Source organism: Streptomyces populi (assembly GCF_002911015.1).
GTDB lineage: Bacteria > Actinomycetota > Actinomycetes > Streptomycetales > Streptomycetaceae > Streptomyces > Streptomyces populi.
The window spans coordinates 1-21,729 of record NZ_KZ626900.1 but is presented as its reverse complement, the minus strand read 5'-3'; the positions used below and the strand labels follow the sequence as shown (position 1 = coordinate 21,729).

18 protein-coding genes are annotated in these 21,729 nt (G+C 72.7%); 9 read left to right on the top strand and 9 right to left on the bottom strand.

What is annotated here, in order from left to right:
* Positions 1-30: 30 nt before the first annotated feature.
* From CW362_RS26915 to rsmH, 3 genes are all read right to left on the bottom strand, one after another.
* A complete protein-coding gene (locus CW362_RS26915) occupies positions 31-1,983 on the bottom strand; it encodes a peptidoglycan D,D-transpeptidase FtsI family protein (protein WP_276313700.1) in 1,953 nt (650 codons plus the stop codon).
* A gap of 5 nt (positions 1,984-1,988) precedes the next feature.
* On the bottom strand, positions 1,989-2,471 hold the full coding sequence (ftsL, locus tag CW362_RS26910; RefSeq protein WP_103552136.1) for a cell division protein FtsL: 483 nt from the start codon (positions 2,469-2,471) through the stop codon (positions 1,989-1,991).
* A 216-nt stretch (positions 2,472-2,687) separates the two neighbouring features.
* On the bottom strand, positions 2,688-3,695 hold the full coding sequence (gene rsmH, locus CW362_RS26905) for a 16S rRNA (cytosine(1402)-N(4))-methyltransferase RsmH (RefSeq protein ID WP_103552135.1): 1,008 nt from the start codon (positions 3,693-3,695) through the stop codon (positions 2,688-2,690).
* A gap of 424 nt (positions 3,696-4,119) precedes the next feature.
* On the opposite strand from rsmH, the gene CW362_RS26900 reads away from it, so the two are divergent.
* The 4 genes from CW362_RS26900 (at position 4,120) to CW362_RS26885 (ending at position 9,710) form a co-directional block, all read left to right on the top strand.
* Positions 4,120-4,668 (top strand): beta-class carbonic anhydrase, encoded by a 549-nt coding sequence (locus CW362_RS26900; protein ID WP_103552134.1) that lies wholly within the window; start codon positions 4,120-4,122, stop codon positions 4,666-4,668.
* A gap of 262 nt (positions 4,669-4,930) precedes the next feature.
* On the top strand, positions 4,931-5,965 hold the full coding sequence (locus CW362_RS26895) for an AAA family ATPase (protein WP_103552133.1): 1,035 nt from the start codon (positions 4,931-4,933) through the stop codon (positions 5,963-5,965).
* Complete coding sequence (locus tag CW362_RS26890; RefSeq protein ID WP_103552132.1) at positions 5,965-7,326, top strand: DUF58 domain-containing protein; 1,362 nt, start codon at positions 5,965-5,967, stop codon at positions 7,324-7,326. Before CW362_RS26895 ends, CW362_RS26890 begins: the two co-directional genes overlap by 1 nt.
* Positions 7,323-9,710, top strand: a complete 2,388-nt coding sequence (locus CW362_RS26885) for a transglutaminase TgpA family protein (protein ID WP_103552131.1) — start codon at positions 7,323-7,325, stop codon at positions 9,708-9,710. Before CW362_RS26890 ends, CW362_RS26885 begins: the two co-directional genes overlap by 4 nt.
* 326 nt (positions 9,711-10,036) lie before the next feature.
* On the opposite strand, the gene CW362_RS26880 is transcribed toward CW362_RS26885, so the two are convergent.
* The 3 genes from CW362_RS26880 to CW362_RS26870 form a co-directional block, all read right to left on the bottom strand.
* Complete coding sequence (locus CW362_RS26880; RefSeq protein ID WP_103552130.1) at positions 10,037-10,435, bottom strand: DUF3040 domain-containing protein; 399 nt, start codon at positions 10,433-10,435, stop codon at positions 10,037-10,039.
* A 273-nt stretch (positions 10,436-10,708) separates the two neighbouring features.
* The gene (locus tag CW362_RS26875) at positions 10,709-11,479 is read right to left on the bottom strand and encodes a class I SAM-dependent methyltransferase (RefSeq protein ID WP_103552129.1); all 771 of its coding nucleotides are present in this window, start codon (positions 11,477-11,479) and stop codon (positions 10,709-10,711) included.
* A 199-nt stretch (positions 11,480-11,678) separates the two neighbouring features.
* Positions 11,679-12,233: an SAV_6107 family HEPN domain-containing protein gene (locus tag CW362_RS26870; RefSeq protein WP_103552128.1), complete on the bottom strand. Its 555-nt coding sequence runs from the start codon at positions 12,231-12,233 to the stop codon at positions 11,679-11,681.
* 175 nt (positions 12,234-12,408) lie between these two features.
* Between CW362_RS26870 and CW362_RS26865 the strand changes: the two genes are divergently transcribed.
* The 5 genes from CW362_RS26865 to CW362_RS26845 all read left to right on the top strand — a co-directional run bounded on the left by CW362_RS26865 (position 12,409) and on the right by CW362_RS26845 (position 18,685).
* A complete protein-coding gene (locus tag CW362_RS26865; RefSeq protein ID WP_103552127.1) occupies positions 12,409-13,308 on the top strand; it encodes an ATP-binding cassette domain-containing protein in 900 nt (299 codons plus the stop codon).
* On the top strand, positions 13,295-15,379 hold the full coding sequence (locus CW362_RS26860) for a YhgE/Pip family protein (RefSeq protein WP_103552126.1): 2,085 nt from the start codon (positions 13,295-13,297) through the stop codon (positions 15,377-15,379). Before CW362_RS26865 ends, CW362_RS26860 begins: the two co-directional genes overlap by 14 nt.
* Before the next feature lie 35 nt (positions 15,380-15,414).
* Entirely contained in the window at positions 15,415-16,044 is a 630-nt protein-coding gene (locus tag CW362_RS26855) for a TetR/AcrR family transcriptional regulator (RefSeq protein WP_103552125.1), read from the top strand.
* 413 nt (positions 16,045-16,457) lie between these two features.
* Positions 16,458-17,099 carry a DUF4126 domain-containing protein gene (locus CW362_RS26850; RefSeq protein WP_103552124.1) on the top strand — a complete coding sequence of 214 codons (642 nt, stop codon included), beginning with the start codon at positions 16,458-16,460 and terminating at the stop codon, positions 17,097-17,099.
* A gap of 35 nt (positions 17,100-17,134) precedes the next feature.
* The gene (locus CW362_RS26845) at positions 17,135-18,685 is read left to right on the top strand and encodes a phytoene desaturase family protein (protein ID WP_103552123.1); all 1,551 of its coding nucleotides are present in this window, start codon (positions 17,135-17,137) and stop codon (positions 18,683-18,685) included.
* A gap of 133 nt (positions 18,686-18,818) precedes the next feature.
* Here the strand turns inward: CW362_RS26845 and CW362_RS26840 are convergent, their stop codons facing one another.
* The 3 genes from CW362_RS26840 to thiE all read right to left on the bottom strand — a co-directional run bounded on the left by CW362_RS26840 (position 18,819) and on the right by thiE (position 21,593).
* On the bottom strand, positions 18,819-19,826 hold the full coding sequence (locus CW362_RS26840) for an SCO2102 family sporulation regulator (RefSeq protein ID WP_103552122.1): 1,008 nt from the start codon (positions 19,824-19,826) through the stop codon (positions 18,819-18,821).
* Between the two features lie 56 nt (positions 19,827-19,882).
* A complete protein-coding gene (gene metF, locus CW362_RS26835; protein ID WP_103552121.1) occupies positions 19,883-20,806 on the bottom strand; it encodes a methylenetetrahydrofolate reductase [NAD(P)H] in 924 nt (307 codons plus the stop codon).
* Positions 20,807-20,933: 127 nt separating this feature from the next.
* Positions 20,934-21,593, bottom strand: a complete 660-nt coding sequence (gene thiE, locus CW362_RS26830; RefSeq protein WP_103552120.1) for a thiamine phosphate synthase — start codon at positions 21,591-21,593, stop codon at positions 20,934-20,936.
* Between the last annotated feature and the right edge of the window lie 136 nt (positions 21,594-21,729).

The window sequence follows — 21,729 nt, the reverse complement described above, 5'->3', positions numbered from 1 at the left end:
GTGCTGATCACAGGGTGCGGTCGGGGGCGGTCACGGCGTGAAGTCGACGGGCAGCCGGGCCGCCTTGGCTCCGGTGGGCGGGACCTGAAGGGTCTTGAGGGCGAACTCCATCACCTGCTTGAACACGGGCCCGCAGATCTGGCCGCCGAAGTAGAGGCCCTTCGTGGCGTTCTGGATCGCGCAGTAGACGGTGATCCGGGGCTTGTCCGCCGGGGCGAAACCGGCGAAGGAGGAGGTGTAGCCGTGGTACTTGCCGGTGGCCGGATCCACGCGGTTGGCCGTACCCGTCTTGCCCGCGACCCGGTATCCGGGGATGCGCGCCTTGATGCCGGTGCCCTGCTTGTCGTCCACCACGGACTCCAGCATCTGTGCGAGCGACTTCGCCGTCCTCTCGCTCACGACCCGGTTCTTCTTCGGCGCGGGCGCGGGGGTGAAGCGGCCGTCGGGCCCCTTCGTGCCGCGCACCAGGGTCGGCTCGATGCGCACACCGCCGTTGGCGATCGTCGAGTAGACGGAGGCCGCCTGCATCGCGTTGATCGACATGCCCTGGCCGAAAGGGATCGTGTACTGCTGCGAGGTCGACCACTTGCCGGCGGGCGCGAGGATGCCCGCCGTCTCGCCGGGGAATCCGAGCCCGGTGGGGCTGCCGATGCCGAACTTGCGCAGATACGAGTAGAGGACCTGGTTGGCCTGTTTCTGGGTCTTGCCGAGCTGGCCGGTCGCCAGGATGGTGCCGATGTTGCTGGACATGGCGAGCACGCCGTTGAGCGTGAGGTTCCAGGTCTTGTGGTCGACGTCGTCCTGGAAGAGCCGGTCGCCGCGGTGCAGCCGGTTGGGCACGACGACGTGGGTCCCGGGCGTCGCCACGTTCTCCTGGAGGACGGCGGCCATCGACATCACCTTGGCGGTGGAGCCGGGCTCGTAGGCGTCCTGGAGGGCCGCGTTGCCCATGGCCGCGGAGTCGGCCCGGGTGAGGTCGTTGGGGTCGAAGCCGGGCGCGTTGGCCATGGCGAGGACCTGGCCGGTCCTGGTGTCCTGCACTATCACGTAGCCGCGGTCCGCCCTGGACTTCTTCACCTGCTGGGTGATGGCGTCCTGCGCGGCCCACTGGATGTCCCGGTCGATGGTGAGCTCGACGTCGGAACCGGCCACGGCCGGTGTCTCGGTGGAGCCCACGGTCGGCACCTGGCGGCCCCCGGACTGGGCGTAGCGGATCTTGCCGTCCTTGCCGGTGAGCTCCTTGTCCAGCTGCTGCTCGATGCCGCCGCCGCCCTTGCCTTCGGCGTTGACCCAGCCCAGTATCCCGGCGGCGAGATCGCCGTTCGGGTACACGCGCTTGCTGGCCGGGACCGCGAGGACGCCCGCGAGGACGTTGGCCGTGCCCTTGTCGGTCTCGGCCTTGGTCCCGAGCGTGCTCTTCAGGTCCTTGATCTGCTGCCAGACCTGGGGGGTGCGGCGGTGCGCGAGCAGCGTGTAGCGGGTGTTCTTCGTCCGCAGCTTCCTGGCGACGGTGTCCACGTCCTGGTCGATGATCGGGCCGAGGAGGGCCGCGGCCTGTTCGGGGGCGTCCCCCACCCCGGTGGCCTCGCGCGTGAACATCGTCGGGTCCGCGGTGATGTCGTACGCGTCCACGCTCGTCGCCAGCTCGACGCCGTCGCGGTCGGTGATCCCGCCGCGCTCGGCGGCCAGGGTGCGCCCGACGTACCGGTTCTGTTCGGCCTTGGCGGCGTAGGTGCTCGCGTCGACGGCCTGCACCTGGAGCAGCCGCACCACGAACGCGATCATCACCAGTGTCAGCGCGAGGCTGACCATGCGCAGCCGCGGGCGGGGGCTGCCGAGCCGGATGACGCGCGGACCGTCGGAGCGGGCCGCGGCCGGGCGGCGCACGGGGCGGCCGCCCGGGCCCGGACGGCTCCGTCCGGCGGGGCGCGCGGGCCGGGCGGGGCCGGGCACCCGGCGGCGCGGCGGTTGCCTGTCGGACACTTCCGTCACCTGCCGGGGATCGTGGAGGGCTGTGCGGACGACTGCCGCGACGAGGCGGACGGTGACCCGGGCCGGGCCGGGGCGAGGACCTCGGGCGGGGGGACCACCGGGGACCGCGCGGCGGAGCCGGCGGCCCCGGGAACGCCCTTGACCGTGCCGTCGGGGCCGAGGAAGGCCGGGTCGCCGCCGGGGACCATGCCGAGTTCGCGGGCACGGCGCTGGAGCGCGTCGGGGGCGGAGTAGGCGTCCACGTCCCGCTGGAGGGCCTGTTCCTCGTCGGTGAGGCTCTTGGTGTCCTTCTGGAGGTCGTCGAGGCGGAACGCGCCTTCGCTGAGCGCCGAGTTCAGCACGAGGAGCCCGATGAGGCCGCCGCCGAGGAGGAGGACGACCAGGAGGACGAAGGGGGTGCGGGCGGCCTGCCCGGCCCCGGCCGGGAGGAGCCGCGCGAGCCGGGCGGCCCGCCCCTTGAGTTCGGGTCTGCCGCTCACGCGCCCTCCCTGTGGCTCTGGTGTGCCGGCTTCACGGCCGCTCCATGGGTCCGGTTCCCCATACTCACGAGACCACCGCGGGTTCGGTTCCCGGACCCGCCGGACCACGAGGGTCCCGGACGCCCGGCCCCCGCCGTCCGGCGGGTCCGGGGAGCGGGCCCACGGTGCCGCGCGAGTCCGGGTTCCCGCCTCACGGCCTCTCCTTCTCCCCGCGCCTCACTCGGCGGACTCCTCGCGGATGCGCTCCGCCCCCCGCAGCCGGGCGGGGGCCGCTCGCCGGTTCTCGGCGACCTCTTCCTCGGTGGGAAGTTCGGCACCGCGGGTGAGGAGCTTGAGCCGGGGCTGGTAGCGCTCGGGGACGACCGGCAGTCCGGGCGGCGCGGTGTTGGCGGCACCGGCCGCGAACACCTGCTTGACCAGCCGGTCCTCCAGCGAGTGGTACGACAGGACGGCGATGCGGCCGCCGACGGCGAGCGCCTTCACGGCCGCGGGGATCGCCCTCTCCAGGACGCTCAGTTCGCCGTTGACCTCGATGCGCAGCGCCTGGAAGGTGCGCTTGGCGGGATTGCCGCCGGTGCGCTTGGCCGCCTGGGGCAGCGCGTCCCGGATCAGCTCGACGAGCCGCGCGCTGTTGGTGAAGGGCTCCTTCTCGCGCTCGCGCACGACCGCGGAGACGATCCGCTTGGCCTGCTTCTCCTCGCCGTAGGCCCGCAGGATCCGGACCAGTTCGCCCGGCGGGTAGGTGTTGAGCACCTCGGCGGCGCTCACGCCGGTCGTCTGGTCCATGCGCATGTCGAGCGGGGCGTCCTGCGCGTACGCGAAGCCCCGGTCCGCCTCGTCGAGTTGCATGGAGGAGACACCGAGGTCGAACAGGACGCCCTGGACGCGGGGGACGTCCAGACGGTCGAGCACGTCGGGGAGTTCGTCGTAGACGGCGTGCACCAGGGCGGCACGGTCGCCGTAGGGGGCGAGCCGCTCTCCGGAGAGGCGCAGCGCCTCCTTGTCGCGGTCCAGGGCGACGAGCCGCACTCCGGGGAACCGGGTGAGCAGTGCCTCGCTGTGACCGCCGAGCCCGAGCGTGCAGTCGACGACCACGGCTCCCGGCTCGGCGAGGGCCGGGGCCAGCATGTCCAGGCACCGCTCGAGCATGACCGGGACGTGACGGCTCTGCCCCTCCGGTCGCCCGCCGTCAGCCTCGTCGGGAAGCGCTTCGCGCCCTTTCATTCCGGGCCCTCTCAGGTCCGGCGCGGCCATACGCACTGCCGGGTCCCCACCCGCTCGGGAAGGGGAGGCCGCCGGCGCCGGATGAGTGGCGTCGGCCGACCGGGAGCGGGAGGAGGCCGAGCCGTACGTACGCGCCGCGCACGCGGGGAGAGCCCGGAAAGTCGCCGGGTCTCCAGGGAAAACAGTCGAGCGGGGAGAGCCTCGCCTCCCGCTTCGCGCCACTTTAGTCCACGGTGTCTCGCGGTCAATCAACCGGCTTGCGCGTCGTGGACGGCACCCGGACCGAAGCCGCGGATCCGGAAGAGTCACCCGAACGGGCAAGTCGTCACCGCCCGTGTGGATTACCTCACAACAAGCTTCGATGACGTTCTTTGTCCACTCTCACAACAGGCTCGGCCCTCACGTGACCAGTAACGTCATAGGTATGACGACTTCCGCATCTGTTCCCACCGGGCCCGAAGACGCCATAGACGCAGGGCACTCGGTCACCGACCGCCTCGTCGAGGCGAACGGGAAATACGCCTCCGCCTTCACCGACCCGGGGATGGACGCCCGCCCCGTACAGCGGGTCGCCGTGGTCGCGTGCATGGACGCCCGCCTCGACCTGCACGCCGCGCTCGGCCTGAAACTCGGCGACTGCCACACCATCCGCAACGCGGGCGGCGTGGTCACCGACGACGTGATCCGTTCCCTCACCATCAGCCAGCGGGCCCTCGGCACCCGCAGCGTGGCCCTCATCCACCACACCGGCTGCGGCCTCGAGTCCCTCACCGAGGAGTTCCGGCACGACCTGGAGATGGAGGTCGGCCAGCGCCCCGCGTGGGCGGTCGAGGCCTTCCGGGACGTCGACCAGGACGTACGGCAGTCGATGCAGCGCGTGCGCACCTCGCCGTTCCTGGTGCACACCGACGACGTGCGCGGCTTCGTCTTCGACGTCACGACCGGTCTGCTGCGGGAGATCGACCCCTCCTGACCTGCCCCGTCGGCCTCCCGGTCGCCGGCCCTCCGCAGCTCGTGGGACCCTCTTCTCCACAAAAACCCCGGCCGCCAGGTGCCCAAAGAGCCGTAAGAACTGACATATCGCGGCCACTTGTCCACAGGCGGATGACACGAACCGGTAACGGCAACAAGAATGCGGGTGTGGCGTCACGCGGAACCTTTCGCGCGTGGTGCCCGTGTTTCGGGGTGGGCCGGTCCGCACAGGGCGTCGGCCCGAACGGGCCGAGGAGGGCCGGGTGACGACCTATGACGATCGAGCGAGCCTCACTGATCTGACCGCCACTGCGGAGCGTGTCCGCAGTTCGGTGGAAGGAGTGATCGAAGGCAAGCCTGAGGTCGTACGGCTTTCGCTGACCGTGCTGCTCGCCGAGGGACATCTTCTGATCGAGGATGTCCCCGGCGTCGGCAAGACCATGCTCGCCAAGGCGCTGGCGCGCTCCATCGACTGCTCGGTGCGGCGCATCCAGTTCACGCCCGACCTGCTGCCCTCGGACATCACGGGCGTGTCCATCTGGGACCAGCAGCGCCGGGACTTCGAGTTCAAGCCGGGTGCGATCTTCGCGCAGATCGTGATCGGCGACGAGATCAACCGCGCCTCGCCCAAGACGCAGTCCGCGCTCCTGGAGTCGCTGGAGGAGCGGCAGGTCACCATCGACGGACAGACCTACGAGCTGCCCAGCCCGTTCATGGTGGTGGCCACCCAGAACCCGGTCGAGATGGAGGGCACCTACCCGCTGCCGGAGGCCCAGCGCGACCGCTTCATGGCCCGTGTCTCCATCGGCTACCCCAGCGCGGAGGCCGAACTGCAGATGCTGGACGTCCACGGCAGCGTGAACCCGCTGGACGACCTCCAGCCGGTCGCCCACGCGCACGACATCGTGAAGCTGATCGACGCGGTCCGCACGGTCTACGTCGCCGACGCGATACGCCGCTACGCGGTGGACCTGGTGGCGGCCACGCGCACCCACCCCGACCTCAGACTCGGCGCATCGCCGCGCGCCACACTGCATCTGCTGCGCGCGGCGAAGGCGGCCGCCGCTCTCGGCGGCCGGGACTACGCGCTGCCGGACGACGTGCAGGCGCTCGCCGTCGCGGTCCTGGCCCACCGCCTGCTGCCCACGGCCCAGGCGCAGTTGAACCGGCGCACGGCCGAGCAGGTCGTCGAGGAGATCCTGCAGCGCACCCCGGTGCCGGCCGGTCACCAGCAGTCCGGTCTCTCGACGGGCCGGGGCGCGCCCGCCTACGACCAGCAGCCGCCCCGGAGGCTGTGATGGCGCAGGCGAGCACGGGGCACGCCGCCGAGGACAAGGGCGGGCTGCGCACCGCGCTCGCCGGCCTCACCACACGCGGCCGCTCGTTCCTGGCCGCCGGAGTGGCCGCCGCGATCTGCGCGTACGTCCTGGGGCAGAGCGAACTGCTCCGGGTCGGCCTGCTCCTCGCGGTGCTGCCGCTGATCTGCGCGACCGTGCTGTACCGCACCCGCTACCGGGTGGCGGGCAGCCGCAGGCTCTCCCCCGGACGCGTGCCCGCCGGTTCCGAGGCCCGCGTGCATCTGCGCATGGACAACGTCTCGCGGCTGCCCACCGGTCTGCTGATGCTCCAGGACAAGGTGCCGTACGTCCTCGGCCCTCGCCCCCGTTTCGTGCTGGACCGGGTGGAGGCGGGCGGCCGTCGCGAGGTGTCCTACCGCGTGCGCTCGGACCTGCGCGGCCGCTACCCGCTGGGCCCGCTCCAGCTGCGGCTGACCGACCCGTTCGGCATGTGCGAGCTGACCCGCTCCTTCTCGGCGTACGACACCCTGACCGTCATCCCGCGCGTGGAGGCGCTGCCGCCGGTGCGGCTGACCGGCGAGGCGAAGGGGTACGGCGACGGGCGGCAGCGCACCCTCGCCCTGGCCGGCGAGGACGACATCAGTCCGCGCGGGTACCGCTACGGCGACGACCTGCGCCGCGTGCACTGGCGGCTGACCGCCCGCTACGGCGAGCTGATGGTCCGCCGCGAGGAACAGCCCCAGCGCTCCCGCTGCACCGTGCTGCTGGACACCCGGGGCGCCGCCTTCCAGGGCGCGGGTCCCGACTCGGCCTTCGAATGGGCCGTCTCGGGAACGGCGTCCACGCTGGTGCACATGCTCGAACGGGGCTTCTCGGTGCGCCTCCTGACGGACACCGGCAGCTCGGTGCCCGGCGAGGGCGCCGACGGGTTCGCGGGCTCCGGCCAGGAGTCGGCGGACGCCGCCGGGATGATGATGGACACGCTCGCCGTCGTCGACCACTCGGACGGCACGGGCCTCTCCCGGGCGTACGAGGTGGTGCGCGGCGGCAACGAAGGACTGCTGATCGCCTTCCTCGGCGATCTCGACGAGGAGCAGGCGACCGTGCTCGGCAAGATGCGCCGGCGCAGCGGCGGGGCCGTGGCGTTCGTGCTGGACAGTGACTCCTGGGTGCGGGAACCCACCGATGTGCCCGGCCCGTCGGACAGGGGCGCGGACCCGTTGCGCATGCTGCGCGAGGCGGGCTGGACCGCCGTGCCGGTGCCGCGGGGGGCGTCGCTCGCCGACCTGTGGCGCGAGGCGGACCGTCAGCGCACGCACGCGCCGACGGCAGGGACTGTCGTGGGGGGTGGGGGCGCATGAGCGGGCGAGCCCGGCTGGCGCTGTACGCGGCGGCGGCCACGCTGATGACGTCCTGTGCGCTGCTGCCGCTGGTGAGTCCGGCGACGTGGATCTTCCAGGCCGCGTTCCTGCTGGCCGTGCAGACCGGTGTCGGCGCGCTGGCCCGGAGGGTCCCGCTGGCCCGGCCGCTGACCGTGGCGGCGCAGGCGCTGGTGACGCTGGTGCTGCTGACCCTGGTCTTCGCCCGGCATCAGGCCCTCGCCGGGGTCGTGCCCGGACCCGAAGCCTTCCAGCACTTCGCGGAGCTGTTCCGGGCGGGCGCCGACGACGTCGGCAGGTACTCGATCCCGGCCCCGCTGTCGGACGGGATCCGGCTGATGGTGGTCGGCGGTGTCCTGGTGATCGGACTCGCGGTGGACGCCTTCTCGGTGACCTACCGCAGCGCCGCGCCCGCCGGCCTTCCGCTGCTCGCCCTGTACGCGGTCGCCGCGGGCCTCTCCGGCGGCGGCGCGGCCTGGCTGTGGTTCCTGCTCGCGGCCGCCGGCTATCTGATGCTGCTGCTGGCCGAGGGCCGGGACCGGCTCTCGCAGTGGGGCCGTGTCTTCGGCGGTGCGGCCCGCGCTCCCGGCCCGTCGCCCGCGAGCGGTGCCGTCGCGCCCGTGCGCACCGGGCGTCGGATCGGCGCGGTCGCGCTGGGTGTCGCCCTGTTCGTGCCGCTCGCCCTGCCCTCGCTCGACGGCGGTCTGCTGGACAGCACGGGACGGGGCATCGGCAACGGCCCCGGGGTCGGCGGCGGGTTCTCCTCGGTGAACACGCTGGTCGCGCTCCAGGACAGTCTGAACGCGGACGAGGACCGCACGGTCATGACGTACCGCACCAATGCCGCCGACACCCAGAGCCTGTATCTGCGGATCGGCTCGATGGACGACTTCGACGGCACCCGGTGGAAGTCGACGGAGCGCCCCACCGTGGCCGTGCCCGCGACGTTCCCGGCGCCGGTCGGACTGTCCGGCGAGGTCAAGCGGGCGACGGTCCGGACCCGGATCGAGGCGACCGACGGGTACGCGCAGAACTGGCTGCCGATGCCGTATCCGGCCAGCGAAGTGGACATCAGCGGCAACTGGCGCTACGAACCCGTGGGACGCACCCTCATCGGCGACCACGGACAGAACACGAGCGGCGTGCGGTACGAGGTCTCGAGCCTGATGGTGGAGCCGACGGCACAGCAGCTGGCGGGCGCCCCGGAACCCCCACCCGCGATGAAGCGCGAGTACACCAAGGTTCCGCGGTCGTTGCCCGCGGTGGTGGCGAGGACGGCCCGCGAGGTCACCGAGGGCTCGGCCAACCACTACGAGCAGGCGGTCAAGCTCCAGGACTACTTCGCCGTCAGCGGTGACTTCCGGTACGACACCGATGTCCATGTGGGCACCGGCTCCGCCGCGATCGCGAGCTTCCTGAAGAAGAAGGAGGGCTTCTGCGTCCACTTCTCCTTCGCGATGGCCTCGATGGCACGGACGCTCGGGATCCCGGCCCGCGTGGCGGTGGGCTTCACTCCGGGGACCCCGCAGGCGGACGGCTGGACGACGGTGGGACTGCGGGACGCGCACGCCTGGCCCGAGCTGTACTTCGAGGGCGTGGGCTGGACCCGCTTCGAGCCGACCCCGAGCCGGGGCTCGGCGCCGTCCTACACCCAGACGAACACGCCTGGCACCGCCGAGTCCGCCGCCCCCAAGCCGACGTTCTCGGCGTCCGCGGAGCCCTCGGCCGAACCGTCGGCGAGCGAGAGCTGCTCGGCCCAGCTGCGGAAGCTGGCGGCCTGCCCCGGTCAGTCCTCGGCGGTGATCGGTCCCCAGGACGACGACTGGCCCTGGAGCAGGATCCTCGGGCTGACGCTGGCCGGGCTCCTGGTCCTGGGAGTGCCGCTGCTGCCCATGCTGTGGCGGATGCGGGTGCGGGCGGTCCGGCTCGGCGGCCACGGCCGCACCGAGGCGGACGTGGCGGCGTACACGCTGGGGGTCTGGTCGGAGGTGACCGACACGGCGTGGGACCACGGGATCGCGCCGGAGGGGTCGCAGACGCCGAGGAAGGCCGCCGAGCGGATCGCCGGGCTCGGGAGCCTGGATCCGGAGGCCGAGGCCGCGGTGCACCGGCTGGCCACGGCCGTGGAGCAGGTCCTCTACGCTCCGCGTCCCCGGCCGGTGGCGGGCCTCGCGGACGAGGCGCGCCGGGTCGAGAGGTCCTTCAGGGCCTCCGCGAGCCGTCCGGCCCGTCTGCGCGCCCTCCTCCTGCCCCGTTCGGCCGTCCGGGTGATGTGGAGGGTCTCGGCCGTCCGGACGACTCTGGGAACCCGTCTGTCCGCCCGCCGACGGGCGCTGTTCCACCGCCCGTCGAACCAGAACGGCTGACCCGCACCGCCTCGGCCCGGGTCCCGGCTCCGGTCCTCGACAGGCCGCCCTCCACGGCCTGTCGAGGGCCCGCTGGCGACAACCGGCCCGGCGAAGAGCCGGGCCTGGGCAGGGACTCGGAACGACGCGGCGTCCGACCCGACAGGGGGTCGGACTCGGCGGGAAGCCGGGGCCGACGGGAAGCCGGGGCCGGCGGAGGACGGTCCGACAGGCGTCGGCACCACGGAGGTTCCGACCGCACATACGCGTGAGGGGGCGTCCACCCTGTTCCGGGTGGACGCCCCCTCACGCGTATGTCTGCTGTCTGCGGCGACGACGCCGGAGGCTCAGTTGCCGCCCTGCTCGTCGCGACGACGCTGCCAGCGCTGTTCGATCCGGTCCATCATGGAACGGTGCTGCCGGCCCTGCCTGCGCGCTGCGGGCGAGCCCGGCACGGTCGGCTGCTCGCCCGGCTTGGGGGCTTTGCGCCAACCGGTGACGGCGAGCACCGCACAGCCCAGCATGACGAGGAAGCCCACCACGCTCAGCCAGATCTGGACCGCGACCATTCCGGCCATGAGGAGCGCGATACCCACCAGGAAGCCCACGACTGCCTGGTAGACCCGTCGCCGGGTGTACGTACGCAGCCCGCTTCCCTCAAGCGCTGTCGCGAACTTGGGATCTTCGGCGTACAGCGCTCGCTCCATCTGCTCGAGCATTCGCTGCTCGTGCTCCGAGAGCGGCACGGAGTCCTCCTCATCGTGCAGTCGCCGGGGCGACCGGGGGTCCCCTTCAGGATAGGCAGGGAATCGGCCCCGTGAAACCCGCCCTCTACGCCAATTCACCGACCGGAACCCAACACGGCGCCCCGGTGCGCTGAGGCGTGCATTCCCCAGCGACCGGCCCGTCATGCCGGACGGTCTCCCCCGATCATACGGCGCCGAGCACTCGATCGGGTGGTCTGTGGCGTACTCCATCTGCCGCCGAGCCCCTGATCAGCGGCGCACCGCGGGAGCCGCTCAGCCCTCCGCGGCCCCTCGGGCCTCACCGAGCACATGGAGCTGCGTGGCCACCGAGTGGAACGCGGCGAGCTCGGCCGCCGCCGCCTCCAGCTTCAGCAGGGCGTCCAGGGCACCCGGCTCGGTGTCCACCAGGACCCCCGGCACCAGGTCCGCGAAGACCCGTACGCCGTGCACGGCGGCGACGTGCAGGCCGGCGCCCGCGACCAGGGAGGTGAGCTGGTCGGCCGTGAACCGGTGCGGAACGGGATCACTCTCGCCCCAGCGTCCGTCCGGGTCGTCGAGCGCGTGCCGGGCCTCCTTGAAGTGCCCGGCGAGGGCGCGGGCCAGCACGGCTCCGCCCAGACCCGCGGCCAGGAGACTGAGCACGCCCTCGGGGCGCAGCGCGTCCACCACGTTGCGGACGCCCTCGGCCGGGTCGTCGACGTACTCCAGGACGCCATGGCACAGCACGGCGTCGTAGCGGCCGCGCTCGACCACGTCGAAGAGGCCGTGCGCGTCGCCCTGGACGCCCTGCACCCGGTCGGCGACGCCGGCCTCGGCGGCACGCCGCTCCAGCGCGAACAGCGCGTTCGGACTGGGGTCGACGACGGTGACACGGTGGCCGAGGCGGGCCACGGGCACGGCGAAGTTGCCGCTGCCGCCGCCCGTGTCGAGTACGTCGAGCGACTCCCGCCCGGCGGCCTTGACCTGACGGTCCAGGGCGTCCTTGAGGACCTCCCAGACCACGGCGGTACGGAGAGAAGCGCGGGGGCGCATCGGGTCCGACACGGCAGTTGACTCCTCGGCGTGGCACCGCGCGTTGAACGGCGGAGCGATGTTCGGGCCTCCCGGCGGGGAGGCAGCAGGCGCCTCCACCCTATTGCCTCCGCCACCGTGACCGTTCGTCCGTCTCACGCGCGCCGGACCACGCGGGGAGCGCGCGCCGGGACGCCGTCGCCCCCGCCCTCCGGCCCGGGCCCCTCGCCGGTCAGCCCGCGTCCGGAACCCCCTCGCCCGCCCGGCCCCGGTCCCCGTCCTGGCGGGACTGGGGCAGCACGGGTTGCAGCACCAGCATCCGCTCGACCAGGCGCAGGAACATGGCCACGTCGCGTATCAGGTCGTCGGCGTCGCGGGTGGTGGCCGCTCCCTGGATGCCGGCCTCGGCGCGGGCACGGCGGGTGGCTCCCGAGGCGAACAGCGCGCTCCACTCGGTCAGTTCGGGCGCGATCTCCGGGAGTACCTCCCAGGCGCTGCGGATCCGGGCCCTGCGCCGGGACGCGGGCTCCGGGCGGGCACGGGCGGCGAGAACGGCCGCCGCGGTGCGCAGTGCGGCCAAGTGGGCTGTCGCGTAACGCTCGTTGGACGTCTCCAGCGCCGCCGCCTCGTCGAGTCCGGCGCGGGCCTGGGAGAGCAGGTCGAGGGCGGCGGGCGGGGCCGTGGCCCGGCGGAGCACGGGATGGACGTCGGCCGCCGGTCCGGTCAGTGAGGGGGCAGGGCCGGTGGCGCGGCGCCGACGGGCGGCGGCTGCGGAAGAGCTGGCCATGACGAACCTCCTGTCGTCGTGTGACGGCACTGTGGCCGTATGTGCACATCGTGCGGTATGCCACTGACAATCCGTTCTGACCTGCGCTTTTGCTTCGAGCGCAAGTTCGGGTTAGTTTTTGCACTGACCAGTCAGTTCAAAAGTAGTTCGATGTGTTCCAGAGGATGGGGGAGCTGTGGACGGTCCGCACGGACTGCGTGTCACGGCCGAGGACTTCGGACTCGACGGACCCCGCGGACGGGTTTTCCGCGGGGTCCGTCTCGACGCGGAGCCCGGATCGCTCATCGCGGTCGAGGGACCGTCGGGCTCCGGGCGCACCTGCCTGCTGCTCGCCCTCACGGGCCGGATGAAGGCCACCGAGGGGACGGCGGCCGTGGGTCCGGCGAGGCTGCCGAAGCAGATGGCGGCGGTGCGCCGCGTGAGCGCGCTCGCGCACGTACCCGGGGTCACGGACCTCGACCCCGCACTGACCGTCGGGGAACACCTTCGGGAACGGGCCCTGCTGCAAAGGCGGTTCGGGGGCTCGCTGCGCGCCCTGCTGCGGCCTCGCGGCGAGCGGGCGGGCGAGGCCCGGTCGCGGATCGGCGCCGCGCTGACCGCCGCCGGACTCGACCTGGACGCGCTGCCCAAGGGGCCGAGGACCGCCGTACGCGATCTGGAACGGCTCGAGACACTGCGGCTTTCCCTCGCCCTGGCCCTGATCGGCCGCCCGAGGCTGCTCGGCGTCGACGACACCGACCTCAAGCTCTCGGACGCCGAACGGTCCGAGGTCTGGGCCCTGTTGAGGTCCGTCGCCGAGTCCGGCACGACGGTCGTGGCGGTGTGCAGCGAGGCTCCCGAGGGCGCCGTCGTCGTGTCCACCGCACCGGCCGGCACGGCGAGGGCCACCGCCGGGGAAGACACCGGAACGGAAGCGGCCACGGACGCGGACGCGGAAACAGAAACGGAAACGGCCGCGAGCACAGACACAGACACCACAACCGCAACCACAACCGCCACCGCCACCGCCAGCGACAGCGACAGCGACAGCGACAGCGGGAACCACGACAGGGAGACGGCCGATGCGCTCGCCTGAACTGGCCTTCCTCGAACTCCGCCGCTTCGGCCGGGGCAAGCTCCCGCGCGCCGCCCTGGTCGCGCTCCTGCTGCTGCCCCTGCTGTACGGCGCCCTCTACCTGTGGTCGTTCTGGGACCCGTACGGCCGTCTCGACCGCATCCCCGTGGCGCTGGTGAACGACGACGAGGGGGCGACGGCCGGCGGTCGCAGGATCGCCGTCGGGGACACCATCACCGAGAAGCTGCGCGACAGCGACACCTTCGAGTGGCACGAGGTGAGCTCGGCCGAGGCCCGGCGGGGCGTGGAGGACGGCACGTACTACCTGTCGCTGACCATGCCGGACGACTTCAGCAGGAGGATCGCGTCCAGTTCCGGGACCTCTCCCGAGACGAGCGCGCTCCAGGTGCGGACCAACGACGCGAACAACTACATCGTCGGGCAGATCTCCCGCACGGTGTTCAGCGAGGTGCGGACGGCCGCCTCCACGAAGGCCTCGCGTTCGTTCCTCGACAAGATCTTCATCTCGTTCTCGGACATCCACGGGAAGACCGTGAAGGCGGCCGAGGGCGCCGACCGGCTCAGCGGCGGCCTCGGCAGGGCGAAGAAGGGGTCCAAGGATCTCGCGGACGGCCTGAAGGAGGCCAAGGCGGGCAGCGGGAAGCTCTCCGGGGGCCTCAGGAGGCTCACCACGGGCGCGGGCGACCTGGAGGACGGTTCGCGACAGGTCGCGGACGGCACACAGGCGCTGGCGGACAAGGTCGACGGGGTCGCGGACAAGGTGGGCCCCTTCCTGGAGGACAACGAGAAGTCGATCGGCGACACGGCCGAGCTGGTCGCCGACTCCGCCGTGGGGATCCGGCACAACCTCGGCACCCTGGTGAAGACGGCCCCGGCCGCGGCCAAGGGCGCGCGCACCGCCTCCGAGGCGCTGAACACCGTGCACCACGCGCGGTGCGAGGCCCTGCCGGTCCCCGACCCGGCGTGTCCCGAGCTGACGAAGGCCAAGGAGGCCGCCGGGGACGTCGTCGCGATCACCGAGGACGTCAACACGCTGATCGGCGACCAGGACGGCGACCTCACCGAGCTGGACAAGAACCTGGCCACCCTGGAGAAGCAGGCCCGCGCCCTCGCCGCCCGCGCGCCGCACCTCTCCGAGGACCTCGACGACACCGTCTCCAAGATCGACGACCTGAACGACGGCGCCGCAGCGGTCGCCAGGGGCGCGAAGCGGCTGCACTCCGGGCTCGGCACCGCCAGGACCGGCGCGGCCGACCTCGACAAGGGCGTCGGCCGGCTGAAGACCGGCGCGAGCGCCCTCGACGGCGGCCTGTACAAGCTCGTCGACGGCTCCGGGAAGCTGGCGGGCGGCCTGCACGACGGCGCCGGGCGGATCCCCGACTACGACAAGCCCGACCGCGATCTGCGGACCGAGGTCATGGCCGACCCGGTGCGCATGGCCTCCCGGGACCTGCACAAGGCGCCCAACTACGGCACCGGTTTCGCCCCGTACTTCATCCCGCTGTCCCTGTGGGTCGGCGCGATGGTGGCGTACATGCTGATCCAGCCGCTGAACCGGCGCGCGCTCGCGGCGGGCGCCTCGGCGTGGCGCATCGCGCTGGCGGGCTGGCTGCCGGTCGCCGTCGTCGGCGTGCTCCAGACGAGCGCCCTGATGGCGGTGCTGCACTGGGCGATCGGTCTGCAAATGGCTCGGGCGGCGGGGACGGTCGGTTTCCTGTTCCTGGTGACGGCCTGCTTCGCGGCGATCGTGCAGTGGCTCAACGCCCGTTTCGGAGCGGCGGGCCGGATCCTCGTCCTGGCCTTCCTGATGCTCCAGCTGACGTCGGCGGGCGGCACGTACCCCGTCCAGACCAGTCCGGGCTTCTTCAACGCGATCCACCCCTTCCTGCCGATGAGTTACGTCGTCGAGGCCCTCCGCAGGCTCATCACCGGCGGCGGCCTGGAGCCGGTGCGGACGGCGTGCGCCGTGCTGGCGGCCTTCACGGTGGGCGCGCTCGCGCTCACCGCCCTGACGGCGCGCCGCAAGCAGGTGTGGACCCTCGACCGGCTGCATCCGGAGCTGAGCCTGTGACGGCGCGCGCGGACGCTCCTGTGACAATCGGAGCCATGGAAAGCAGCAGCACCACGGCGGGCGGTGGCAGCCGCCGCGAGGCGACCCGGCAGAAGCTCTACGAGGCGGCCGTCACCCTGATCGCCGAACAGGGCTTCTCCGCCACCACGGTGGACGAGATCGCCGAGCGGGCCGGGGTCGCGAAGGGCACGGTCTACTACAACTTCGCGAGCAAATCGGTCCTCTTCGAAGAGCTGCTGCGCCATGGCGTGGGGCTCCTCACCGCCTCGCTGCGGGAGGCGGCGGAGAAGACCGAGCGGGACGGCGGCAGCAAGGTCGACGCGCTGGACGCGATGATCCGGGCGGGGCTCGTCTTCATCAACCGCTACCCGGCGTTCACCCAGCTGTACGTGGCGGAGCTCTGGCGCACCAACCGGGCCTGGCAGTCCACCCTGATGGTGGTGCGTCAGCAGGCGGTGGCGGTCGTCGAGGGCGTGCTGCTCGACGCGGTGGCGGGCGGGGAACTCAGCGACGAGATCGACATCCCGCTGACGGCGGCGGCGCTGGTCGGGATGGTCCTGGTGGCCGCCCTGGACTGGCAGGCCTTCCAGCCGGAACGTTCCTTGGACGACGTCCACGCGGCACTGTCCCGGCTCCTGCAAGGACGCGTGAGCGGTCACCGCTGAGGCCGTCGGCGCTCCGGAGCGGCACCCGTTTCCGGAGCGCCTCACGCCGTGCGCACGAAAGCGCCGGTCCGGACGGCCGCGTCCCCCGCGGGCCGTCCGTACCGGCGCTCCGTCGTGCTCCCCCGTGCCCCCCGTGCCCCCGTCGGGCCCCCGTTCGGTCGTCCCCCCGGGTTCCCCCGTGCCTCGCTCCCGCCGAGCGGGTCGGCGGAAGGAGCGGCCAAGGGCGCGGGTTCCGTTCCGCCGCCCCGTGTCGGCGGTGCCGGAGCCGCGCCCCTCTCCGTGCCTCCACTCTCCCGTTCTCGCAGGTCGGGCCCATCCGTGCGCCTACTCATCTCACCCCGTAGGTACGGATACTCAGACGTACGTGCTCAGACCCAGGACACCCCGGCCGCCCCCTGGTTACGATCCCCTCCGTGTCCGTACTCCCCCTGGTCTTCACCAGCGGCTGGGCCAGCGGCGTCAACGCGTACGCGGTGGTGCTGCTCCTCGGCCTCTTCGGCGCCACCGGACTGAGCGACGAGGTCCCGGCGGCCCTGCAACGCCCTGAGATCCTGGTCACAGTCGGCGTCCTCTTCCTGTGCGAGGCGGTCGCCGACAAGATCCCGTACGTCGACTCGGTGTGGGACTCCGTGCACACCGTGATCCGGCCCGCCACGGGGGCCTGGGTCGGGGCGATGCTCGCCGGGCAGGGCGGCTCGGTCTCGGACCTGGTGGCGGCCGTGATCGGCGGTTCGACGGCGCTGGCCAGTCACGCGGTCAAGGCCGGGACGCGGATGGCGGTCAACTCCTCGCCGGAGCCCTTCAGCAACATCGTGCTGAGCACCGCCGAGGATCTCGGGGTGGCGGGCGTCGTCACACTGGCGATCTTCCATCCCTGGGCCGCGGCGAGCATCGCCGGCGTGCTGCTGTTCACCGGGCTCGCGGTGCTCTGCTTCCTCGTCTCGCGGATCAGACGGTTCCTGCGCCGCCGGGCGCAGCGCCGGGAGGAGCGGCGGACGGCCGCGGCGGTGCCCCGCCGGGTCGCCGGAGCGCCGCCCTGGGCGGACCGCGACTGACGGGAGTGCCGGCGGGGGCCGATAAAGTCGCCGGCATGGGACGGATCGCGGTGATCGGCGCCGGGATGGGCGCGATGGCGACCGCCGCCCGGCTGGCCGTCGCGGGCCACCGGGTGGTGGTGTACGAACGCACGGAGACGTACGGCGGTGCGGTGCGCCGCTTCGAGCGGGACGGCTTCGCCTTCGACACGGGGCCGGGGCTGCTGCCGGTGCCCGCGGTCTACCGCGACCTGTTCGTCAAGACCGGGAAGCGGCCCCTGGAGGAGTGCGTCGAACTGGTGCAGGTCGACCCGTCGGCCGGCCACGTCTTCGCCGACGGCACCCGGGTCTCCCTGCCGAACGCCTCGCGCGCGGGTGTGGTCACCGCACTGGACGAAGCGCTCGGCGACGGCGCGGGCGCCCGGTGGGGCGACTTCCTGGTGCGGGCCCGGGAGGCGTGGGACCGTGCGCGCCGTCCGCTCCTGGAGGAGCCGCTGTGGCCCAACTGGGAGGTGCTGGCCGAACGCGAGCCCTACCCCTCGGTGCCGCACCGGAAGCTGCTGCGCACCCGCCGGGCCGGCACCCTCGCCGAGGTGGCCGCCTGGGAGCTGCGCGACCCCCGGCTGACCGCCCTCCTGGAGAGCCACGCCCTGGCGTACGGGCTGGACCCGCGCACCGCCCCGGCGAGCGCCGCCGTACTGCCGTACGTGGACCACGCCTTCGGCACCTGGTACGTGCGCGGCGGCATCCGGGAACTGGCGCGCGCCGTGTACGAGCGGTGTCTGGAGCGCAGGGTCGAGTTCCGTTTCGGCACCTCCGTCGAGCGGATCGTCGAGAGGGACGGCCGGGCCGCCGGTGTGGAGCTCTCCCGGGACGGCGCCGCGGCTGCCGGCACCGAGGGCGGCCCGGAGTCCTCGGGATCCGGGGGAGGCACGTTCGAGGAGGCGGACCTCGTGGTCGCGGGCGTGGCGCCGGGCGCCCTGGACGGCCTTCTCGCCGGGGCGGCACTCCGGGACGGTGGCGAGGTGCCTCCGCAGCCCGGCGCGCCCAGCCGGCTGACGCTGCTGCTCGCGCTGCGCGGCGCGCGGCCCGCCGGGACGGCCCACCGGACGGTGGTCCACTCGGCCGACCGCGACGGCGAGCTGGACCGGCTCTTCGGCGAGCGCCCCGGGGTGCCCGCGGCGCCGACCGTCGTGGTGGCGCGTCCCGACGACCCGGCGCTCGTGCCGGACGCGGAGCACGAGGCGGTCACCCTGACCGTCACGGTGCCGTCCGGGGCCCAGGTGTCCGGGGAGGACGTGGAGCGGGTCCTGGACACCGCCGAGCGGGCCCTGCCCGGTCTGCGCGGCCGGCTCCTGTGGCACGAGGTCCGCACCCCGGCCGACATCGCGGCGGTGACCGGGGCGGAGGGCGGCGCGGTTCCCGCCCCGGCGCTCGCCGCGGCGGGCGGGCGGCTGCTGCACCCGTCGAACACCACGCGGATCCCGGGGCTCTTCGCGGCCGGGGGCTGGGCGCACCCCGGCGGCGGTCTGCCGCACGCGGGCATGTCGGGCGCGCTGGTGGCCGGGCTGATCGTGGAAGGGCCGGACTTCCAGGGCTCGCAGTGAACGGCCCGGCGGGCGCGGACGGCGGCCGGGACGCGGAAGGACGGCGCGGAGCGCCGCGGGGGCGAGCGGGGAGAGCCGGGACGCCGTTCCCGCGGGCGGCGGCCCGGGGGATCCCGCACCGCCGCCCGGCCGGTCAGTAGCGGTACTGCTCGTCGTACCCGGCGTTGCCGTTGCCGTTGCCCTGGTACGGGTACTGCTGCTGCTCGGGCGGGAGTTCGCCGCCGTACTCGTCGGTGCGCTGCTGCGGCACCCAGACGCCGCCGGCCGGGGTCTCGCCGCCGTAGGTGCCGGTGGCGTACTGGTCCTGGCCGTAGTTCTGCTGTTGCTGCGCGTACTGCTGCTCGCCGCCGTTGTAGGCGGTGTTGTCGTACGCGGCGCCCGTGTACGTCTGCTGGCCGGTGTACGGGTCCGTGTAGCCGGCGTACTGCTGCTGGCCGGTGCCGTAGCCGTACTGCTGCTGGTCGTAGCCCGTGTAGCCGTCGTACGCGTAGGCCTGCTGGTTCTGACCCGTCGCGTAGGCCTGCTCGTTCTGGCCGGTCGCGTAGGCCTGCTGGTCCTGGGACTGGGCGGCGCCGGCGTAGGACTGGCCGGTGGCGGCGGCGTACGCGTCGGAGTCGTAGACGCCGTAGGAACCGGTGTCCTCGGGCAGGGGCTGCGGCTCGTACACCGAGGTCGACTCGGCGGCCGTGGGCTCGGCCGGCTCCGGGGTCGCGTTCCGGTCGGACGAGGCGGGCGTGAACACGTCGTCCTCGTCGGCGTAGGGGTCCTCACGCCGGTAGGCGGCCACCTCGACCTCGTCCAGGTCGGGGCTCTCCTCCGGCTCCTCCGCCTCCTCCGGCTCACCGCGGCGGCGCTTGCTGAGCTTGCCGACCTTGCCCTCCACACCGGGACCGTTGATGGCCCAGCCCTGTGCGAAACCCTGGCGGAACGACAGCGTCACGTACGTCTGGCCGACCGTGAAGGCGGCCGCGCCCAGCCCGATGACCACGACCGAGTGCATCAGGACGCCGAGGACCACGCCGAGGAAGCCGACGAAGGCGAGCAGCCTGAAGCGCAGCCGCGCCTTGTACTGCAACAGCACCTCGCCGAGCAGCCACAGCGCGACGATGCCGAATGCCAGATAGAGGACCGTCAAGCCCATGTACGCCCCTCTCCCAGTGGCCGCTACGCAGTGTGTCGTACGCGGGTGCGACCGGTCTAGGCCTGCTGCGGGTGATGCAGGCCCAGATTCTCGTAGATTTCCAGCGTCGCTGTGGAGTTGTTGAGCGTGATGAAGTGCAGTCCGGGGACTCCCTCGGCCAGCAGCCTCGCGCAGAACTCCGTCGCGAACTCGATCCCGATCGAGCGTACAGCCGCCGGATCGTCTTTGACTGTGAGGATCCGCTCTTTCAGGACGTCCGGGAACGAAGCGTTCGAGAGTTTGGGCAGCCGTTCCAACATCTTCACACTTGTCACGGGCATGACTTCAGGAATGACCGGCGTCCCGCAACCCGCCGCGTCCACCCGGTCACGCAGACGGAGGTAGGACTCCGGCTGGAAGAACATCTGCGTGATCGCGTAGTCGGCGCCGGCGCGGCACTTGTCGACGAAGTGGGAGACGTCCAGGTCCCACTCCGTGGAACGGGGGTGCATCTCCGGGAAGGCCGCCACCCCGACGCAGAAGTCGCCGGATTCCTTGATGAGGCGCACCAGTTCGGCCGCGTAGGTCAGCCCCTGGGGGTGGGGGACCCACTCGCCCATGGGGTCGCCGGGCGGGTCGCCGCGCACGGCGAGCATGTTGCGGATGCCCGCGTCCGCGTACTGCCCGATGATGTTGCGCAGTTCCGCGATGGAGTGATCGACCGCGGTGAGGTGCGCGACCGGGGTGAGCGTCGTGTCGAGGACGATCTGCTCGGTCTCCTTGACCGTGCCGGCCCGTGTGGAACCGCCGGCCCCGTAGGTCACGGAGACGAAGTCGGGGGCCACGGCCTCGACCCGCCGCAGGGCGTTCCACAGGTTCCGCTCCCCCTTGGGGGTCTTCGGCGCCGAGAACTCGAAGGAAAAGGTCTGTTTGCCGGTCGCGAGCATGTCGCGCACGGTGCGCGCGCGGTCAGTCCTGGTGGAAGCGGATCCGAGGGCCATACTCGCAGGTTAGCCAGAGGGCGTCGGTCACCCAACCGAACCGCTGACATTTGTCCGATCTGTCGAGTTCTTGTCCACCCCTCGGACAGCGACCCCGCCGGGACGCTCCCGCGGACGGTCCACGGGGCTACGCCGTGCGCAGTCGCTTCGCGAATTCCGCCGCCGCCGCGCCCGGGTCGTCCGCCTCGGTGATCGCCCGTACGACGACGACGCGGCGGGCGCCCGCCTCGAGCACCTCGTCCAGCCGGCCGAGGTCGATGCCGCCGATCGCGAACCAGGGGCGGGCGGTGCCGAGGGCCGCCGTGCTGCGGACGAGGCCGAGGCCGGGTGCGTGGCGGCCGGGCTTGGTGGGGGTGGGCCAGCAGGGGCCGGTGCAGAAGTAGTCCACGCCCTCCTGGACGGCGGCGGCCCGGGCCTCGGCCTCGGCGTGCGTGGAACGGCCGATGATCACCTCGTCGCCGAGGATCGCGCGGGCCGCGGGAACCGGGAGGTCCCCCTGGCCCAGGTGCAGGACGTCGGCACGGGCGGCGTGGGCCACGTCGGCCCGGTCGTTGACCGCGAGGAGCTTGCCGTGCCGGGCGCAGGCGTCCGCGAAGACCTGGAGGTGCTCCAGCTCCTCCCCCGCCTCCATGCCCTTGTCGCGCAGCTGCACGATGTCGACTCCGCCCGCGAGCACCGCGTCGAGGAACTCGGGGAGGTCGCCCTGGCGTCTGCGGGCGTCCGTGCAGAGGTAGACACGGGCGTCGGCGAGGCGGCCCCGCGCGGTCGTGGCGGCGGTCTCGGGCATGCGTGGGTCCCCCGTTGTCGGTGCGCGGGGAGCGCGGCGGCCGGGATCGTCCCGCCGCCGTGCTCCCCGTGCCGGACGGTCTCGAACAGGTCAGACGGCGAGCGCCTGGGCGCGGCGCTTCACCTCCGTGCCGCGA